This window comes from Pseudanabaena cinerea FACHB-1277, from assembly GCF_014696345.1.
Lineage (GTDB): Bacteria > Cyanobacteriota > Cyanobacteriia > Pseudanabaenales > Pseudanabaenaceae > Pseudanabaena > Pseudanabaena cinerea.
Genome location: NZ_JACJPY010000005.1, coordinates 28,999 through 44,794, shown reverse-complemented (window position 1 = coordinate 44,794; position 15,796 = coordinate 28,999). Strand labels below are relative to the sequence as shown.

General features: G+C 46.0%; 16 protein-coding genes. 7 read left to right on the top strand and 9 right to left on the bottom strand.

All coding sequences use genetic code 11. The features are described from left to right. Positions 1-42: 42 nt before the first annotated feature. The 5 genes from H6F44_RS02785 to H6F44_RS02765 all read right to left on the bottom strand — a co-directional run bounded on the left by H6F44_RS02785 (position 43) and on the right by H6F44_RS02765 (position 5,395). A complete protein-coding gene (locus tag H6F44_RS02785) occupies positions 43-474 on the bottom strand; it encodes a thioredoxin domain-containing protein (protein WP_190349392.1) in 432 nt (143 codons plus the stop codon). 19 nt (positions 475-493) lie between these two features. Continuing rightward, positions 494-982, bottom strand: coding sequence for a pentapeptide repeat-containing protein (locus H6F44_RS02780; protein WP_190349454.1), 489 nt, complete (start codon positions 980-982; stop codon positions 494-496). A gap of 233 nt (positions 983-1,215) precedes the next feature. Beyond that, positions 1,216-3,801, bottom strand: coding sequence for an EAL domain-containing protein (locus H6F44_RS02775; RefSeq protein ID WP_190349391.1), 2,586 nt, complete (start codon positions 3,799-3,801; stop codon positions 1,216-1,218). 375 nt (positions 3,802-4,176) lie between these two features. Then, positions 4,177-4,413 carry a hypothetical protein gene (locus tag H6F44_RS02770; protein ID WP_190349390.1) on the bottom strand — a complete coding sequence of 79 codons (237 nt, stop codon included), beginning with the start codon at positions 4,411-4,413 and terminating at the stop codon, positions 4,177-4,179. Between the two features lie 127 nt (positions 4,414-4,540). Beyond that, positions 4,541-5,395 carry a response regulator transcription factor gene (locus H6F44_RS02765; protein ID WP_242016410.1) on the bottom strand — a complete coding sequence of 285 codons (855 nt, stop codon included), beginning with the start codon at positions 5,393-5,395 and terminating at the stop codon, positions 4,541-4,543. 46 nt (positions 5,396-5,441) lie between these two features. On the opposite strand from H6F44_RS02765, the gene H6F44_RS02760 reads away from it, so the two are divergent. Beyond that, positions 5,442-5,885 (top strand): NUDIX domain-containing protein, encoded by a 444-nt coding sequence (locus H6F44_RS02760; protein WP_190349389.1) that lies wholly within the window; start codon positions 5,442-5,444, stop codon positions 5,883-5,885. A 38-nt stretch (positions 5,886-5,923) separates the two neighbouring features. On the opposite strand, the gene mltA is transcribed toward H6F44_RS02760, so the two are convergent. Beyond that, a complete protein-coding gene (gene mltA, locus H6F44_RS02755) occupies positions 5,924-7,108 on the bottom strand; it encodes a murein transglycosylase A (RefSeq protein WP_322096152.1) in 1,185 nt (394 codons plus the stop codon). Between the two features lie 92 nt (positions 7,109-7,200). Further along, a complete protein-coding gene (rlmN, locus tag H6F44_RS02750; RefSeq protein ID WP_199301955.1) occupies positions 7,201-8,283 on the bottom strand; it encodes a 23S rRNA (adenine(2503)-C(2))-methyltransferase RlmN in 1,083 nt (360 codons plus the stop codon). A gap of 209 nt (positions 8,284-8,492) precedes the next feature. Here rlmN and rpmH point away from each other — a divergent pair, with 209 nt between their 5' ends. The 6 genes from rpmH (at position 8,493) to H6F44_RS02720 (ending at position 12,047) form a co-directional block, all read left to right on the top strand. Next, positions 8,493-8,633, top strand: coding sequence for a 50S ribosomal protein L34 (gene rpmH, locus H6F44_RS02745; protein WP_009626678.1), 141 nt, complete (start codon positions 8,493-8,495; stop codon positions 8,631-8,633). A gap of 83 nt (positions 8,634-8,716) precedes the next feature. After that, positions 8,717-9,079 carry a ribonuclease P protein component gene (gene rnpA, locus H6F44_RS02740; RefSeq protein WP_190349388.1) on the top strand — a complete coding sequence of 121 codons (363 nt, stop codon included), beginning with the start codon at positions 8,717-8,719 and terminating at the stop codon, positions 9,077-9,079. Continuing rightward, positions 9,069-9,467 (top strand): PH domain-containing protein, encoded by a 399-nt coding sequence (locus H6F44_RS02735; RefSeq protein ID WP_190349387.1) that lies wholly within the window; start codon positions 9,069-9,071, stop codon positions 9,465-9,467. Before rnpA ends, H6F44_RS02735 begins: the two co-directional genes overlap by 11 nt. 143 nt (positions 9,468-9,610) lie before the next feature. Continuing rightward, the gene (gene yidC, locus H6F44_RS02730; RefSeq protein ID WP_190349386.1) at positions 9,611-10,906 is read left to right on the top strand and encodes a membrane protein insertase YidC; all 1,296 of its coding nucleotides are present in this window, start codon (positions 9,611-9,613) and stop codon (positions 10,904-10,906) included. A 15-nt stretch (positions 10,907-10,921) separates the two neighbouring features. Next, positions 10,922-11,578, top strand: a complete 657-nt coding sequence (locus tag H6F44_RS02725) for a Jag family protein (protein WP_190349385.1) — start codon at positions 10,922-10,924, stop codon at positions 11,576-11,578. Next, positions 11,547-12,047: a YceD family protein gene (locus H6F44_RS02720; RefSeq protein WP_190349384.1), complete on the top strand. Its 501-nt coding sequence runs from the start codon at positions 11,547-11,549 to the stop codon at positions 12,045-12,047. Before H6F44_RS02725 ends, H6F44_RS02720 begins: the two co-directional genes overlap by 32 nt. Here H6F44_RS02720 and radC read toward each other — a convergent pair whose 3' ends face one another. Further along, positions 12,048-12,782: a RadC family protein gene (gene radC / locus H6F44_RS02715; RefSeq protein WP_190349383.1), complete on the bottom strand. Its 735-nt coding sequence runs from the start codon at positions 12,780-12,782 to the stop codon at positions 12,048-12,050. A gap of 58 nt (positions 12,783-12,840) precedes the next feature. After that, positions 12,841-15,621, bottom strand: a complete 2,781-nt coding sequence (locus tag H6F44_RS02710) for a sensor histidine kinase (RefSeq protein WP_190349382.1) — start codon at positions 15,619-15,621, stop codon at positions 12,841-12,843. Between the last annotated feature and the right edge of the window lie 175 nt (positions 15,622-15,796).

Sequence of the window (15,796 nt, the reverse complement as noted above, 5' to 3'; positions counted from 1 at the left end):
GTTCCCATGCTTCACTATATTTTTAATGTATTTTTAATGTTTTTAGTTTGACCCACGATAATTGGAGATTTCCGCAAGGCTATTAAGGGGTCTCATGCCTTTGTAAAGTCTGCCATTGATTTCCCATGTGGGGAAGCTACTGATCCCTTTGGCAACGCAAAGACGGTTTTGATGATTAACAGCACGGCGATCGCATTCAATTACGTTTAAATAGCTAACTGCCTGCCTGCCAAAGCTATTTAGTTGTCTGTGGCAATAAGGACACCAATAGGCGACATAAACTTTTGCGTTGATTTTATTAAGGTGTTTGGCGAGAGCAACGGTTTGGGCGGTGGATCGAGTTGTCACCGCAGGCATTGATTGCGCGATCGCCACATCATGATTGGTTTGCCAGCTAACTGTTGCCCCCCCAACTAAAAACGACAGTGCGACACCAATGAATGTAAAACCAGAGAAATTCATAACCTTGTTCATGACTTTTACCGATGCATAATTAATCACAACCGAGAGATTCGCGAGTATCTGCCCCTGTTTTGGGGTTGACACCCGAAGCAGTGCGGCATAGCTTTTTAACTTGAGCAAAATCCAATAATGCACCGGTGAAGTCAGCGTTGGTGACATTCACATTATCAAAACTAGAGCGCAGCATATTTGCATCCTCTAAGATTGCGTCACTAAGATCAGTATTTTTGAATCTAGATACATAGGCAATACCTGAGCTAAAGTCAATCCCATGCAAATTGGCATTATCTAGCAATACCCCATTAAATAATGCTCCCCGCATATCCGCATTGCTAAAATCAGTTCCTTTAAATGTGGTGCTATTAAATTCGGCTCTAATTAAGTCTTGACCTGCAAAACTCTTACCACCAGCTTCATTCAGGATTGATTTTGTGACACTAGAGGAGCTGGCTGCTTGGGCTGGGCTCGTTGCGATCGCTAAGGGGACTAGCAGCATAGTTATGAATAAAACCATGCTCATTAATTTACCAATTACCTTGCCAATTACCTTACCAGTTACTCTAGCCGCGAAGTTATTTATTGCTAATCGTGAAAATATCATATTATCAGAATGATTATTTAGATTAATTTTTGTATCAATAACAAATATTACAGCGATACAGCGCTTTGTGCTGACTTAAAAACTAGAAATATTGTCGCTTGCCATTACGACTCACACCGATAAGCAAAAATACTTTTGGATCATTTCTTGGATCATGACATTGCCTTCACGGGGATCGGCAACAGCGAAGCCGCGATCGTTTGTTCGGCGGCGATCGCACTTAACGGATGCGAAAATAAATATCCCTGCCCAAACTCACAACCTAAACTCTTCAAAATGTCAACTTGGTGCTGTGTTTCCACGCCTTCAGCCACCACACTCATATTTAACGTATGTGCCAACATGGTGATCGTGCGGACAATTTCAATATGCTCATTGCCCTCAGTCATCTGCTCTACAAAGGCGCGATCAATCTTGAGAATGTTAATGGGAAAGCGGTGTAGGTAGCTCAGGGAAGAATAGCCTTGACCAAAATCATCAATGCTTAATTGAATATTTCTGGCTCTCAGTTGCGACAACTTGGCGATCGTTAGCTCCCCCTGATCCATAAGTGTACTTTCTGTAATTTCTAAACGGATCGCATTACCATTGACACCTGTCTCCGCAAGCACTAGATCCAATTTGTCAATCAAGTCCGCTTTCTGAATCTGATGACTAGAAAGATTAATGCTCATTTTTAGATTTGTCGCCTCCCCAAATTGATTTTGCCAAGACTTAAGTTGTTGACAAGCTTCCTTTAGTACCCAATCGCCGATCGCCACAATTAACCCTGTATCTTCAGCCAAAGGAATAAACTCAATGGGTGAGATAAAACCCCGCTTCGGATTTTTCCAACGGATTAAAGCTTCAAATCCCGAAAGCTGATAATTTTCTAGCAAAACAATCGGTTGGTAATATAATTCAAATTCTTGATGCTCCAAAGCATGGCGCAATTCACTTTCCAACTGTGTCAGTCGCAGAGTTTGTTCATACATTTCCTGATCAAAAAGAACATAGCGCCCTTTTCCTTCTGACTTTGCCCGATACATAGCAATATCCGCATCCCTAAGAATATCGCCGCAATTTTTATACTCGCAAGTACTGATGACAATGCCAATACTGGCACTAGGAAATACCGATTCGCCGTTGATCTCGATAGGTGTAAAAAATCGTTGCAGAATGCGGTCAGCCACTATCAGCGCCTCACTCGCATCTTGAATGTCATCCACTAAAATTGTAAATTCATCACCACCCAAACGCGCCACAATATCAATAGAGCGCAAGCATCCCCGCAATATATCGGCGATCGCCTGCAAAAATAAATCACCAATATGATGCCCAAAACTGTCGTTGATCATCTTGAAGCGATCTAGATCCAAAAAGAAGATGGCAAACATATAGCTAGGGTGACGTTTGCGATACTCGATCGCGTGTTCGACCCGATCCATAAATAAACTGCGATTGGGTAAACCTGTGAGCGCATCATGGGAAGCATCATGGGCAAGTAACTCGATCGAATGGGAGAGCGCCGAGTTAAGTTCGCGTAAGCGGGATACATAGATATAACTCTGCATCACTAGCATGGCACTGAAATAGGCAAGTAATGGCGGGGTGATCGGTATCCACCAACCACCGAGAAATAGACAATAGCTCACGGCGATCAATGCGCCACTAGCCCCCAATACCATGATCCCTAGCCATAGCAAACGTCTATTGCCAGATATGCCAACAATGGCGGCTCCCATAACCGCCCAAACCGCAATCCAAATTTCTTCCCCTAAGTCTGGCCACACTTTAAATAATGGGCGTTGCTCAAAGACTGATCCCAACACCAACTTGACAATATTTGCCTGAAATTCAACCCCAGAAATCTGTGTCGGCGAATTGCTGAAATTACTGCTGTAGGGGGTATAAAAAACGTCGTTGAGACTGGCGGCTTTAGCCCCAATCAACACAATGCGATCGCGCATCAAATTAGCAGGTAATCTGTCTTCCAATACATCTTCTAAGGACACATGGCGAAATTTTTGCGAAGCACCGTGATAATTCATCAGAATTTGGTGTCCCCCTGAATCAGCGCGGATATAGCCCCCGTCATTGCTCTCAAAAGGAATAAATTCAACATTCCCCAACTGCAAATTCCCAGAGGCAGATGTCTGGGGGGTGATCCCTTGATCCTTGAGATAAGCCAGTGCCAATGCCAAACCAAGGCTGGGTAAGCCTCTATTACCTTCGGGCATAGGATAAAGCAGGGCGCGACGCAATCGCCCATCGGGATCAACAATTACATCATTCGCCGCCACCTGTCCTAATGCCTTTAATGCTGGTGGTGGTGCGATCGTGGCATTGAAGCGATCGCCTATACTTTTTTCGATCCCCAATAAATTAGGCGTACTTTTGAAGACCTGTTCCAGTTCGCTATACCCTTGATCCACAGGAATATCACGATATAAATCTAAACCTATTACCCTTGGTTTTTGAGCGCTAATTTTACGCAATGTCTTGGCAAGGATGCGATCGGAGGCGGGCCACTTGCCCAGATAGCGAATGTCCGATTCCTGCACCCCGACAATGATCACCCTTTCGTCAACAGGCTCTTCGGGACGCAGTTGTATAAATAAATCGAAGGCTGCCCACTCACTTGGTTGTAGCCATCCTAGCCAACGCAGCCCGAAAATCAGCAGATAAATACTGCTACTAGAAAGCAAAAAACCACCAAGCTTCTGAACTCCACGAGGTAGTCTGTCCCAGCGAGACATTAGATGTTTTTGAACGCTCTTTTGGATCATCGGCTTTTTCAGTAAATCTGAAATTGAGGTGACTGTATCCTAGCAAACTCTATCTGGAATGTCTGCAAGCGCTTTGTCTTAATATTTAAAAAATTTTATGCCAAATTGAAAATTAGCATAGTCACTCACAGCATTTGCCTTTGTTGCCATTCTATAAAGACTTTGAATATCCCATAGATATTTTAAAAAGCGGCGCTTTGCGCCGCTTTTTAAAATATCTATGGGTTTTAAACAAATGCAAGGTGCTTTAATTGCCTGTAAATATTTGTAGTTGCCCACATACAGCCCCAAATACAATCAGACCAGCAGGTTAGGCGAAATAAATTATTTATGATAGCTACCAGCTTAGGAGTCGAATGCGTTCAAGGTATTGAACTTAAAAGTTTCAAAAGGAGCTTCATGGTTGCGTGAACCTCCGCCTTGAGTGCGCTGTGGCTTAGGACGCTCAGTTGGGGTAAAGGCAAGATTCTGATTATCTTGACTAGTTACAAAATTGAACTGTGATTGACCAACAACGCATATCATCCCCCCGATGATAGCAACTAAAGCTGGCAGAATACTTTTGTGCTTTTGCAACAACATAGACATTCTTACCGTTAAGCTTGTATTTCCATAATGCACAATCTTGCCACAAGATTAAGCATCGTAGATAACAATTTTTTAATTATTTTAAATTCCGCTACAGCCAAATGCCGTATTTTTATTAAATTTAATACTTTGCAAAGGTTCGGCTTGGAGGAGCCGTAAATTGTGGTGGGCGATCGCTAGAGCTACTAGATCCGCTTGGTGAAGCCTGTGGATTGTTGCGGTTTGGCGATCGCGTCAAAGCTTCAGGATTAAACCGATAGCCGATATTACGCACAGTTTGAATGAGATTGGGTTGTTGGGGATCAACCTCTAGCTTTTTGCGTAAGGATAAAACATGGGTATCAACAGTACGTGGGTTATTAATTTCATCTGGCCAAGCGCGTTGCAACAAATCAGTGCGACTCAGAGCCAAACCTTCAGACTGGGCAAGGACATAGAGCAAACTAAATTCTTGAGGGGTAAGATCGATCGCGCTGCCTTTGAGCCTTACCTGACGTTGGACTAGATCAATTTTTAATACCCCATAATCCAAACAGGCAGGAGGGGCAGAGGTTCGTAATCGGCGTGTCAATGCTTCTACCCTTGCCAAAAATTCCTGCATTCCAAAGGGTTTTGTTAAATAATCATCGGCTCCCGCTTTCAGACCTTCAACAATATCTGCTTCACCGATACGTGAAGAAATGATGAAAATCAAGCAGCTTTTTTGTTTGTGTAACCAACGGCATAGATCCATGCCATCACCATCTGGCAGCTCAGTGCTTAGGACAACTAGACTAGGCTGCTGCTTTTGAAACACCAGTTTTGCCTGTTGACAACTCATTGCCTGAAATACCGAATAGCCAATCTGCTGTAAGTGCCAACCCAAGAGAGAGGCAAGATTCGGATTACCTTCTACAATTTCTATACTGATCGGAATCAAAGAAATACTCTCCTGCCGAGTCGTGCCTATAGCCCTCGGATGATGAGATTGGATCATAGCCCAGTAATAGCATAAATTTTGTAGCTGTAATTACCCTCATCCTATGACAAGTTCTAATAACTATCGCAATCCTGTTCCCACGGTTGATATCATCATTGCCCTTTGCGATCGCCCCCATCAGCCGATCGTCTTGATCGAGCGCAAAAACCCTCCCCATGGTTGGGCGATCGCGGGTGGTTTTGTCGATTATGGCGAACGCTTAGAAGATGCCGCAAGGCGCGAGGCTATCGAAGAAACGGGGCTACAGGTACAATTGATTGATTTGTTAGGTATCTACTCTGATCCTAGCCGCGATCACCGTTTGCATACAATTAGCGCGGTCTATATGGCTGAGGCTGTGGGAGAGCCACAGGCTGATGATGATGCCAAGGCAGTTGGCATATTTACAGCTTGGGAAATGCCATCTGCATTATGTTTTGATCACGCCCAAATTTTGCAGGACTATTGGCGCTATCGTACCTATGGTATTCGCCCACCCATCAACTAAAAGAGAGTGGCAACGCAAAGTGTTGCCACTACTCTCTTTTAGTTCTTTAGGACTAAATAATATAATTCGCCATCACCTTTGATCAGTCCCGCCCTTTGCTTGGCGCGATCGCCTGTACCCATGAAAATATCCACCCGTCCTGCGCCACGAATTGCACCACCCGTATCTTGATCCAAAACAAATCGCTGGATTGGACGCAGTTCTAACTGCCCCGTCACAGGATTGGTAAAGGGGATTTCGGTGCGAATCAGGGCAATGCCGCCAGAGGGGAAAATGCTTTTGTCAGTGGCAATCGAACGTTCGCTGGTCACAGGTACACCAATACTGCCTGAAGCAGGTCTGCCATTGGTTTCACGGAAAAATACAAAACTAGGATTGCGGTTGAGATAGATCCCCAATTCTTGAGGATGCTTTTGAAAATAGGCAATTAACGTTTGCAGGGTGACATCTTCCAGTTTCATTTTGCCATCCCTGACTAGTTCGGCTCCCACAGAGCGATAGGGCTGATCGGTTTTACCTGCATAGCCCACCGTTAATATACTGCCATCGGTTAGCTGCAACTGGGTTGAACCCTGTACATGAACTAAAAAGGCTTGAAAGCGATCGCTGAGCCAAGCAATTTCTAAACCTGCTAAACGTTGACTGCCTTCGAGCATAGCGCGGGTGGGATGGGGCGATCGCCATGAACCAAAATCAGGGGGCAAGCGGTAAAGCGGATATTTAAACTTATCGGTGCGGGTACGACTAGCGGTATAGACACCTTCGTAATAGCCCGTAAACTGCACATTGCCATCACCATCACGCCCAACAGAGCGATATAGGTCAAACTCGCGACTTACAGCCTGTTGCAGATCCCAGGCGCTACGGGATATTTGTACCAAGCGGCGAAACCTCACCAAGCTGCGTTCCATGCGATCGCGGGTGATGCCAGCAACGGGGTAACGTTTCTCGGCGGTGGCGGTGCGGATATATTGCAGACTGTGATCGATCGCCTGTAATAAGTTGGGACGATCCTGCTCTAGTAGGTCATCGGTCAGGTCAGCAGTAAGTGGATTAACCGCAAGGGGGGCGATCGGCAGGATCGCTTTCGCCGACTTTAGCTCCGCCGCCTGAGCTGGCAACTGAAAATCCGTCTGCATATAGCAGGGTGGCACTGCACAAATCAACCCAACCCAAGTTGCAAATAGCAGATCTGCGCCACGATGCAAATGTAAACCAAACACCCTAAAGCACTCCTGTAAATAAGCTATCCCATAATACCAAAGCACAAAACAGCGCTGCCATTTTGTGCTTTGGTGCTATGGATGACGTGATTTTATCCTAACAAGTTGCGCTCTACAGCCTTTTGATGCTGACCGCGCAACTGTCCACAGGCGGCATCCGCATCCAGCCCCCTAGTACGGCGCACACTTACAGCAATTTTATAATCCTCTAGAACCCGCACAAAGGTTTGAATGGCTCTTTCCGTGGGGCGCTGATAGTCGGCATCGCTGACGGGGTTGTATGGGATCAAATTCACATGGCTTTGAAAGCCACGAATTAAGTAGGCAAGTTCTTCTGCCTGTTCGGGATCATCATTTACCCCCGCCAACAGCGTATATTCAAAACTAATTCTGCGCCCTGTGATCTCGACATAGGCGCGGCAATCATCCATCAACGCGGTTAAGGGATAGCGATCGGCGGATGGGATCACTTGGGCACGTACCTGCTGCGTGGGGGCATGGAGACTGACCGCCAGCGTTACTTGCAAATGTTCCTTGGCAAATCTGGGGATCTGATTGGGGATGCCCACGGTGGAAACCGTGATATTACGTTGTCCGATGCCAATGTCTTTATTGATCGCTGCGATCGCCCCCACGAGGTTTTCATAGTTTAGCAACGGCTCCCCCATGCCCATAAATACAATGTGGCTCACACGCTGTTGCATGGTTTCCTGCACCGTTAGCACTTGGTCAATAATTTCATGCTTTGCCAAGTTGCGCCGAAAGCCCCCCTTGCCAGTGGCACAAAAATCACAAGCCATCGGACAGCCCACCTGAGTGGATACGCATACCGTCAACCGCTTGCTCGTGGGGATACCCACGGTTTCCACGATTTCACCATCGGCAAGCTTTAATAAAAACTTTTCTGTGCCATCGCGGGTTTGTTTATGTAAATGTACCTGCGATCGCCCAATCTTAATCGCTGAACTGGCAACCATCTCCTCCCGCCATGCCTTAGGAAATACTGTAATTTCCTCCAGACTTTGCGCTCCCTTGTTATAAAGCCAGTCATGCAACTGCTTACCCCGATAGCGTGGCTGTCCCTGCAACTCCACCCACTCCGTCAATTCCGACAGCGATCGCCCCAATAGTGGCAAATCTTTGGTGGAGGTAGTAGCAACAGTATCAGTAAGCATAAACATAAGGGGCAAAGTTAAATTCCATCTTACCCAATCTTTACTAATAATCACAAAAGACAAAGCCAAAGAAATTTGGAAAAATTTTTGCAAATTTCTTTAAGTTTAGAAATCAAAATCTGTACAGAGTCTAAATACAAGTGCTATGATCAGGAGCCTGTAAAAAATTAACCCTTTGAAACTAAGCGAATAACGGAGCAGTAACAGTCATGACCAAACGTACTCTACGCGGTAGTGTCCGCAAAAAGAAGCGCACCTCTGGGTTTCGCGCCAGAATGGAATCCCCCACTGGTCGCCGCGTCATTAAAGCTCGCCGTAGTAGAGGTCGAGTTCGCTTGACTACTGTATAGTCAGTATAGTCAGATCGCCATAGTCAGATCGTCAGCGCTAAATCAAAGTTAATCTCTAATTTTAAGTCCTCCTTAATTTACCAGTGCTTCCTAGTCAAAATCGCCTGCGGCGGCGCGAAGATTTCGCAAAAGTGTATGCCAATGGCGATCGCTTCCGAGGTAGCCATCTGATGCTGCGCGTTTTAGTAACCCAAGCAGAGCCTGACATCAAAATCGGCATCGTGGTCAGCAAAAAAGTTAGTAAGCTGGCGGTAAGCCGTAACCGATTTAAACGACAACTGCGTGCCATTTTTCGTCAAGTTCTGTCACAATTGAGATCACAGTTGAAAAGTGGATTGCAAATTGTGGTAACGGTGACAACTCAAGGTCAACCGAATTATCAACAACTTTGTGATGATTTGATGATTTTATTAAAAAAAGCAAAGGTCTGGCAAAATGGCAGTTAACGAGGAAGTTTATTACGAAGGCGCACCCCACATTGGTGATTTAATCATTAGCTTATTAATGAGCATTTTTGTGATTACGATTCCCTTTGGCGTAGCAGCGATCGCCAGAGCCTTGTGGTTGCGCTATAGGATCACCAATCGCCGCATTACTGTCACGGGCGGCTGGATGGGGCAGACACGCACCGATGTGATTTATGGCGAAATTATTAAGATTGTGACCGTACCCCGTGGACTTGGTAGCTGGGGCGACATGGTGCTGACCTTGAGAGATGGTTCGCGTCTAGAGTTGAAATCAGTTCCTAACTTCCGCAAAACCTATGAATATATAGAGTCAAAGCTAAGCTTGAAAGCGCAAGAAGTTAGTGGTGCAATTAGCGGCAACGCTTAAATACCCTTAAACGCAATTGGCAGCATTGCTTAAAAAGGTTTAAGATGGCAGCAGATTGTCCTCGCGCTAAAATCGCTGGGGCGATCGCTTTTTTGATGAGTGACTTCGCTCGTTCTGATGCAAACACAACAGTAAATTAGACAATGGATTTCGGTGTAGGTTTTCTTTCCAACAACATAATGTTGCCCTTCCTAGATTTTTTCTACGGCATCGTGCCGAACTATGGAATGGCAATCATTGCCTTAACGTTGGTTGTTCGTTTTGCGTTATTTCCTGTTAGCGCCAACCAGCTTCGCAGTATGCGCCGCATGAAAATCGCTAACCCGATTATGCAGCAAAGGATTAAGGAAGTTCAGGAACGATATAAAAGCGATCCAGCCAAACAGCAAGAAGAACTAGCTAAGGTCAACTCAGCCAACTTTAAGGAGTTTGGCAACCCCTTGTCTGGCTGTCTGCCTGCCATAGTTCAGTTGCCCATTCTCTTTGCTCTCTTTGCCACCCTCAGAGGGTCGCCCTTTGCCGACATCAATTACAGCATTAATTTCCAGATCACCCCCGAAAGTGTGGCAACGCAAACCCACCAACCATTCACAACTGCCAGCCAAAACGTGTATTTTGCCGATCGCGTCCACTTCCCGATCTTGGCAACTGCGGTGAATGGTAATAGTCTGGCGATCGGCGAAAAGTCAAAGATTGTCCTGCAATCATCTCAAGGTCAGGATTTCCACACAATCGCCAAAGACTACCCAGACACCGATCTTGTAGCCGTTAGCAAAATTACTAAGGGACAAGAACTAGCTGAAATATTAGATGACGGCACGATCATTGCCAAGCAAGCAGGCGATGTTACGGTGCAAGTTACAGTGCCTGGTCTGGCATCTAACAAGGGCTTCTTATTTATTAAGGCACTTGGCAAAACTGGCGTGACTAATGCCGATGGTAGTATCAACTGGGATATTGTGGTTATGGTATTTGGCTTCGGACTTAGCCTTTATGCTAACCAGACGATTTCTGGCAATTCCACACCTAAGGCTGACAACCCTACCCCAGAGTCTAGTCAGCAGGAAACAATGAATAAGCTAACCCCGATTATCTTTTCGGGTATGTTTCTATTTTTTCCCTTGCCCTCAGGTGTCATGTTGTATATGTTGATTGCCAATATATTTCAAACCCTGCAAGCCTTCATTGTGGCTAAAGAGCCACTGCCCGAAAATCTGCAAAAGTTAGCCACCGCTTCTGTTGGTAATGTCAAAACCACTGCCAAAGCTGAGGTTAAGCCAGCTAGTACCAATGCCAACCCCAAAACGGCAAACCCTAAGGCAAATGATGCCAAGACTAACAACAAAGTAACTGTCGTTGAAGATAAGGATGGTAATACACCAACCAAGTCGGCAATCCCCTTTGAGCCAAATTCTTCTAAGAAGAAAAAGAAAAACTAGTTTGGAGAGATTGGTATGGAAATTGCTTCGGCAGGTGCAGATTGGGTAAAAGAGTTGTTGCAATTGATGGGTTATACAACTTCAGTGCAGCAAGTCGCTGCGGAAGCATTTTCCAAAACCAATCACGATGCAGAAGAAACCTCTCAAGGTGCTTCTGAGGGTCAATCAGAAAGTCAATCAAAAAATCAACCAGAAAATCAACCAGAAAATCCAAACTATTGGCTAGAGATTAATCACGCAGACTTACAACAATCGCAAATTGCCAATATCATTGGTCAAGATGGCTCTGTAATTGATGCAATCCAATATTTGGCAAATGTGAGTCTTAACCACCATGTAGGCTCGGCGATGCAAGCTCAATCTGATGATCGCGATTATCACCACGATCATCGCCATGGTCATAGTTTTTATACGGTTGAAATAAATAATTACCGTTCATCGCATTTAGCTAGTTTGCAAGCACTTACCGAACAGGCATTACAGCAGGTTCGGGATACGGGTATAGAATTTGTGATCAAAAATTTATCGGCAGCCGATCGCCGCTATGTGCATCATTTGCTCGATAGTTGTACCGATATCGAAAATTTCAGTCAGGGGCGGGAGCCACATCGTTATTTGATTGTTAAGTTGGTGACAAGTAATGGAAAAGATCTTCATACCACAGATTGCTAGGGCGATCGATGCCACCGAGAGCTTTGAATTTAAGGAATTAATTGCAGGGTTAGAAACTTTAACCCCAGTACAGGGAGTAATCACGATCCGCCATTTAGGATCATTCTTAGAGGTATCGGCTCAGGCGCATACAATCATTACCCTTACTTGCGATCGCACCCTTGTACAGTTTAATTATCGATTGGCGATCGATAATTCAGAAATGATTTGGTTGGCGGAGCCATTGCCAGAGAGTGACTATCCCAAGGAAAGAGAAATTGAGACGGGCGATCTGGTGGAGTCACTATCGCCCAATGGTTATTTCGATCCTGAAATATGGCTATATGAACAATTAACCCTTGCCATCCCCTATCCTAAAATCGCCCCCGATGCGCCAGCATTAGATTTTGTCGATCAAGAGCCAGATAGCGAGTCTGTTACTGTCGATAAGCGCTGGCAAATTCTTAGCTCTTTGCAGTTGCCAGAATAATCATTCCGCCTGCGGAATCTCTTGCCATAGGGTTGACAGTTCGCGAATGCTGGAAAATGTGCCGTTACCCAAAATTAAATGGTCAAGTAAAGGAATACATAGCATTCTTGCACCTTCTAATAATTGGCGGGTTAGGTTTATATCTTCGGGGCTGGGGTTCGTATTGCCTGAAGGATGGTTGTGGGCAATAATCACGCGCACTGCGCCACTCTTCAGCACCTCTCGAAAAATATCGCGGGGATGGGCAATGGTTTCGGTGGCAGTACCAATGGTAATAATGCGCTGGGCAATGATGCGATTTTTGTTGTCCAACATCACTACGGCTAAGCGCTCCTGTGATTGCCACATCAAATCGCGACTGAGGGCTGCCGCCGCCACTGACGGATCGGTTACTTCGGTGAGGTCGGGCAGCTTGGCATAGAGCGCCCGCTTACCAAGTTCGATCGCCGCTAAAATTGCTGTTGCCTTGGCAGGCCCCACACCTTCGATTTGCATTAATTCTTCAGCCGATACACTTTGCAAAGCCGCCACAGGATCAGCCGTGCGATCGCGCCCAATGGTTTGCAAAATCAACTGCCCTAAGCCCACCGCCGATAATTTGCCCTGTCCCTGCCCTGTTCCTAGCAAAATGGCAATTAGTTCGGAATTAGATAAACTTTTTACGCCTTGGCTAAGCAATCGTTCACGGGGGCGATCGCTTTCAGCCATATCTACGATTCTGAGGGAATAGGTCATAGAAATAGTCTGGATGGGGATAATGCTGTTGGAGGCTGTGCGACCCAACAGCAAAAGGTTAAGAGCTAGAAATGGGCAAAATCAAACGGCTAAGAATGCGATTATCCTCTAATTGATATAGAGATAACTCGCCACCAGCCTCTAGCATCAGGCTTTGACAAATAGCAAGGTGCAAGCCGGGAGGTTGATCCAATAGTGAAGGGGATAGGGGATCGATCTCCCGACCTTGATGTAACTCTTGCAGCAGGGTGGCATCGACAACCCCGTAATCGGTAATCGATAGCTCTAATAGCCTATCGTCAATTTGGCGACACCACAAATCCACCCGACCGCCTACCTCGGATCTGCCACAGGCAAATAATAGCAACTCATTCAAAATCATTTCGATCTTGGCAATGTCGCCCCCAATCACCACATTGGCTTGATTGTGAACCTGTGACCAAAGTTGCCTTTGCTTCACTAGTGAATCCACCCGTTCGAGGGCACGTTTGATCATCCCTGCCAAGGGAGCTGCTTCATAGTTGGGACGCAAGCGCCATTGCTCCTTGCGGATAATCTGTGGTAAAGGTGACAGCGAACCCTGTAACTGTTTGAGCGAACTCTGCAAAGTGACATTATTGATCCCCCCAGAGCCATTGGCTCTGGCATCGGCATCCAGCAAGCGCTGTACCCCACTGCTAACAGTACGATAAATATCCTCAAGGCGGCGATGTTTATACCAGTTGAGGCGCTCTAGTTCTTGACGATTGTGCTTGAGATGATCGACAAGCAACAGGTGACGGCGTGACCAAGACAATTGATTGGTCAGCATATTAAAGGCTTGAAGATGACGGTCAATCCAGCGCCGACCCGCGCGATCGGCAACGAGGATCATCCCCGTTGGTTGATGCTCTGGGGTAGTCCTGAGCGCTGTCACCATGATCTGTCCGAGCGCAGGAGCATTGAGCCATGCTTTAGTAGACTCAGGTAAATCATGAGCGCTCAAGGGCAGAATCCCCTCAGTTTGGTTTGCCCACTGTACTAGTTGATCCTCTTCGATCGCAATTAATGTTTCGCTAATCGTTAATTGATAATCTTCTCGGCTGGCAAACACGGAGGCAATCTGTCCACCCTGACGACCTGGCAACCAGATCACTAATACCGCAAGGGGGGATTGTGTAACCTGTGCCATGAGCTGTGTGGCAGTATGGTGCAACTTCTCTAGGGTATTTGCCTGTTGTAATGCCACTAGACCAAATTGTACCGATTGATAGGATTTTTGACGCTCATCGGATACACGCTGCAATTCATTTTGATGCACAATCAGTCCGATCTGCTGTGCCACTGCCTGTACCATTTCCCGCTCTGGCTTAGCCCATGTGCGTGGTGCTTCGTGGGCCACCGCCAAAATGCCCTCTAGGGACTTGCTAAGAGATGTACTGCTAACGATCATCGATCGCACGTCTAGTTCCAATAGGGAATTGCGCCATGCTAAAAACTTAAAATCACTGTCGAGATTTTCGACCGTGGCGGCATCAGGGGAATTTTCTAGCATCTGCATATCGACAGGGGCGAGTCCTGGCAACATATTCGGGATAGGGCGGCGGTTTTTGGGGTGATACTGATAATCAATCTTAAAAATATCATTGTCCTTATCGTAGGAAGCCACCCAGAAGCGCTCCAGACCTAATCTCTGACACAATTGTTCGGCAGCCTGCTCTAAGGCGTTTTGCCAGTCCAAATCGGAATAGATGGCTCTGGCGATTCCTGCGGTGAGAATTTGATCGGAGGCAATGCGATCGAGGGTTGCTTCCATTTCTTCTAAGGGCGCAGTAATTGCCGCAAGTTGTGCTGCACCTCGGACGAAGTTTAATTCATCATCACTCCATAGCCTTGCCTCTGAACCCTCCACCGACAAAAAGCCTAGCAATTCTGACTGAAAAAATATGGGCGCAATAATGATGGAGACTGCTCCAAACTGCTCCATAACCCGATTGCTAACTTCCCCCCTAGTCATAGATTTAGCATCTACAACTACCACTAACTGATCTTTGCTTAGTGCCTGATATAGCCCAGGGGCATTCTGCATCGTAATCCCTGCGGTATTATCGACAGCCTGTTTGCTCTTTGGCCCTGGTTGGCGATTGGCGATGCGCCGCCAAAAATATTGATGTTCACGCTCAAACCAATAGACATTGGTATGGTCTGGCATCACAAAGCCATGAGTCTCCTGTACGATTTCCTCTAAGCGTTCGGTAAGCGTGGGAATATTGCGGATTTTGGTGAGAATTTGTAATAGTGGCTCATCGGGGCGCTTGGAGTTTTGATAGCGCCATTCAGCATCTAAACGGCTGAGGGTTGCACCGAGGGAGCCTAGGACTACGGATAATCTGGCGCGTTCTTCGTTGCGGGGGGTTACATTCCAAAGATTAGAGCCAAGTAATACCAACCCAAAACTGCGATCGCGGTGGTAAATTGGCCATAGCAAAGTGCCTTGGATGTCAAATTTTTGTGCTAATTTTTGCCATTCACCGCTACGTTTTTCCATCCGTAAATCAGCGATCGGCAGTGGTTTACGTTGCAAAATTACTTGGTCAAGTAGATCCCCTGCATTCAGCGCAAATCTTTCCTTTAAAAATTTGATTTCCCCTGCTGGGGTGGTTCCGCCTTTGCCTGTGAGGCGATGATTGTCTTGATCATAGAGGGCAACCCACACGAGCTTGTACTCGAAATTATCCCTTAGATAATCGAGGGTGGCAGTTACCAAATTATCGATGTCATCTTCATCACGCAAGAACTGCATGATTCGCCCAAGATTAACAAATTGGCGATCCCATGGGTTTGTTCCTGCTTGACTCATACTTTTGCCTTTGCGGTTTTGACTTAAATTATGGTTAGCGGCGCATTTTAAAAGCTAATTGATCCTGTAGATTCTACAGCTTTCAATCGATTAAGTCAGCAATACGTCATACTTTTATCAACTTTTATAGCATTCTTTACCGCAATATGACTGTAATTGCTCATTGATTACTAGC

Bases quoted from the DNA above. Each gene is read 5' to 3' on its own strand.
- rpmH (WP_009626678.1), top strand. From the start codon at position 8,493: ATGACCAAACGTACTCTACGCGGTAGTGTCCGCAAAAAGAAGCGCACC.
- rlmN (WP_199301955.1), bottom strand. From the start codon at position 8,283: ATGCTTACTGATACTGTTGCTACTACCTCCACCAAAGATTTGCCACTA.
- H6F44_RS02725 (WP_190349385.1), top strand. From the start codon at position 10,922: ATGGAAATTGCTTCGGCAGGTGCAGATTGGGTAAAAGAGTTGTTGCAA.
- H6F44_RS02775 (WP_190349391.1), bottom strand. From the start codon at position 3,801: ATGTCTCGCTGGGACAGACTACCTCGTGGAGTTCAGAAGCTTGGTGGT.
- H6F44_RS02785 (WP_190349392.1), bottom strand. From the start codon at position 474: ATGAACAAGGTTATGAATTTCTCTGGTTTTACATTCATTGGTGTCGCA.
- H6F44_RS02780 (WP_190349454.1), bottom strand. From the start codon at position 982: ATGAGCATGGTTTTATTCATAACTATGCTGCTAGTCCCCTTAGCGATC.
- H6F44_RS02710 (WP_190349382.1), bottom strand. From the start codon at position 15,621: ATGAGTCAAGCAGGAACAAACCCATGGGATCGCCAATTTGTTAATCTT.
- H6F44_RS02760 (WP_190349389.1), top strand. From the start codon at position 5,442: ATGACAAGTTCTAATAACTATCGCAATCCTGTTCCCACGGTTGATATC.
- H6F44_RS02720 (WP_190349384.1), top strand. From the start codon at position 11,547: ATGGAAAAGATCTTCATACCACAGATTGCTAGGGCGATCGATGCCACC.
- H6F44_RS02735 (WP_190349387.1), top strand. From the start codon at position 9,069: ATGGCAGTTAACGAGGAAGTTTATTACGAAGGCGCACCCCACATTGGT.
- yidC (WP_190349386.1), top strand. From the start codon at position 9,611: ATGGATTTCGGTGTAGGTTTTCTTTCCAACAACATAATGTTGCCCTTC.
- H6F44_RS02770 (WP_190349390.1), bottom strand. From the start codon at position 4,413: ATGTTGTTGCAAAAGCACAAAAGTATTCTGCCAGCTTTAGTTGCTATC.
- H6F44_RS02765 (WP_242016410.1), bottom strand. From the start codon at position 5,395: ATGATCCAATCTCATCATCCGAGGGCTATAGGCACGACTCGGCAGGAG.
- radC (WP_190349383.1), bottom strand. From the start codon at position 12,782: ATGACCTATTCCCTCAGAATCGTAGATATGGCTGAAAGCGATCGCCCC.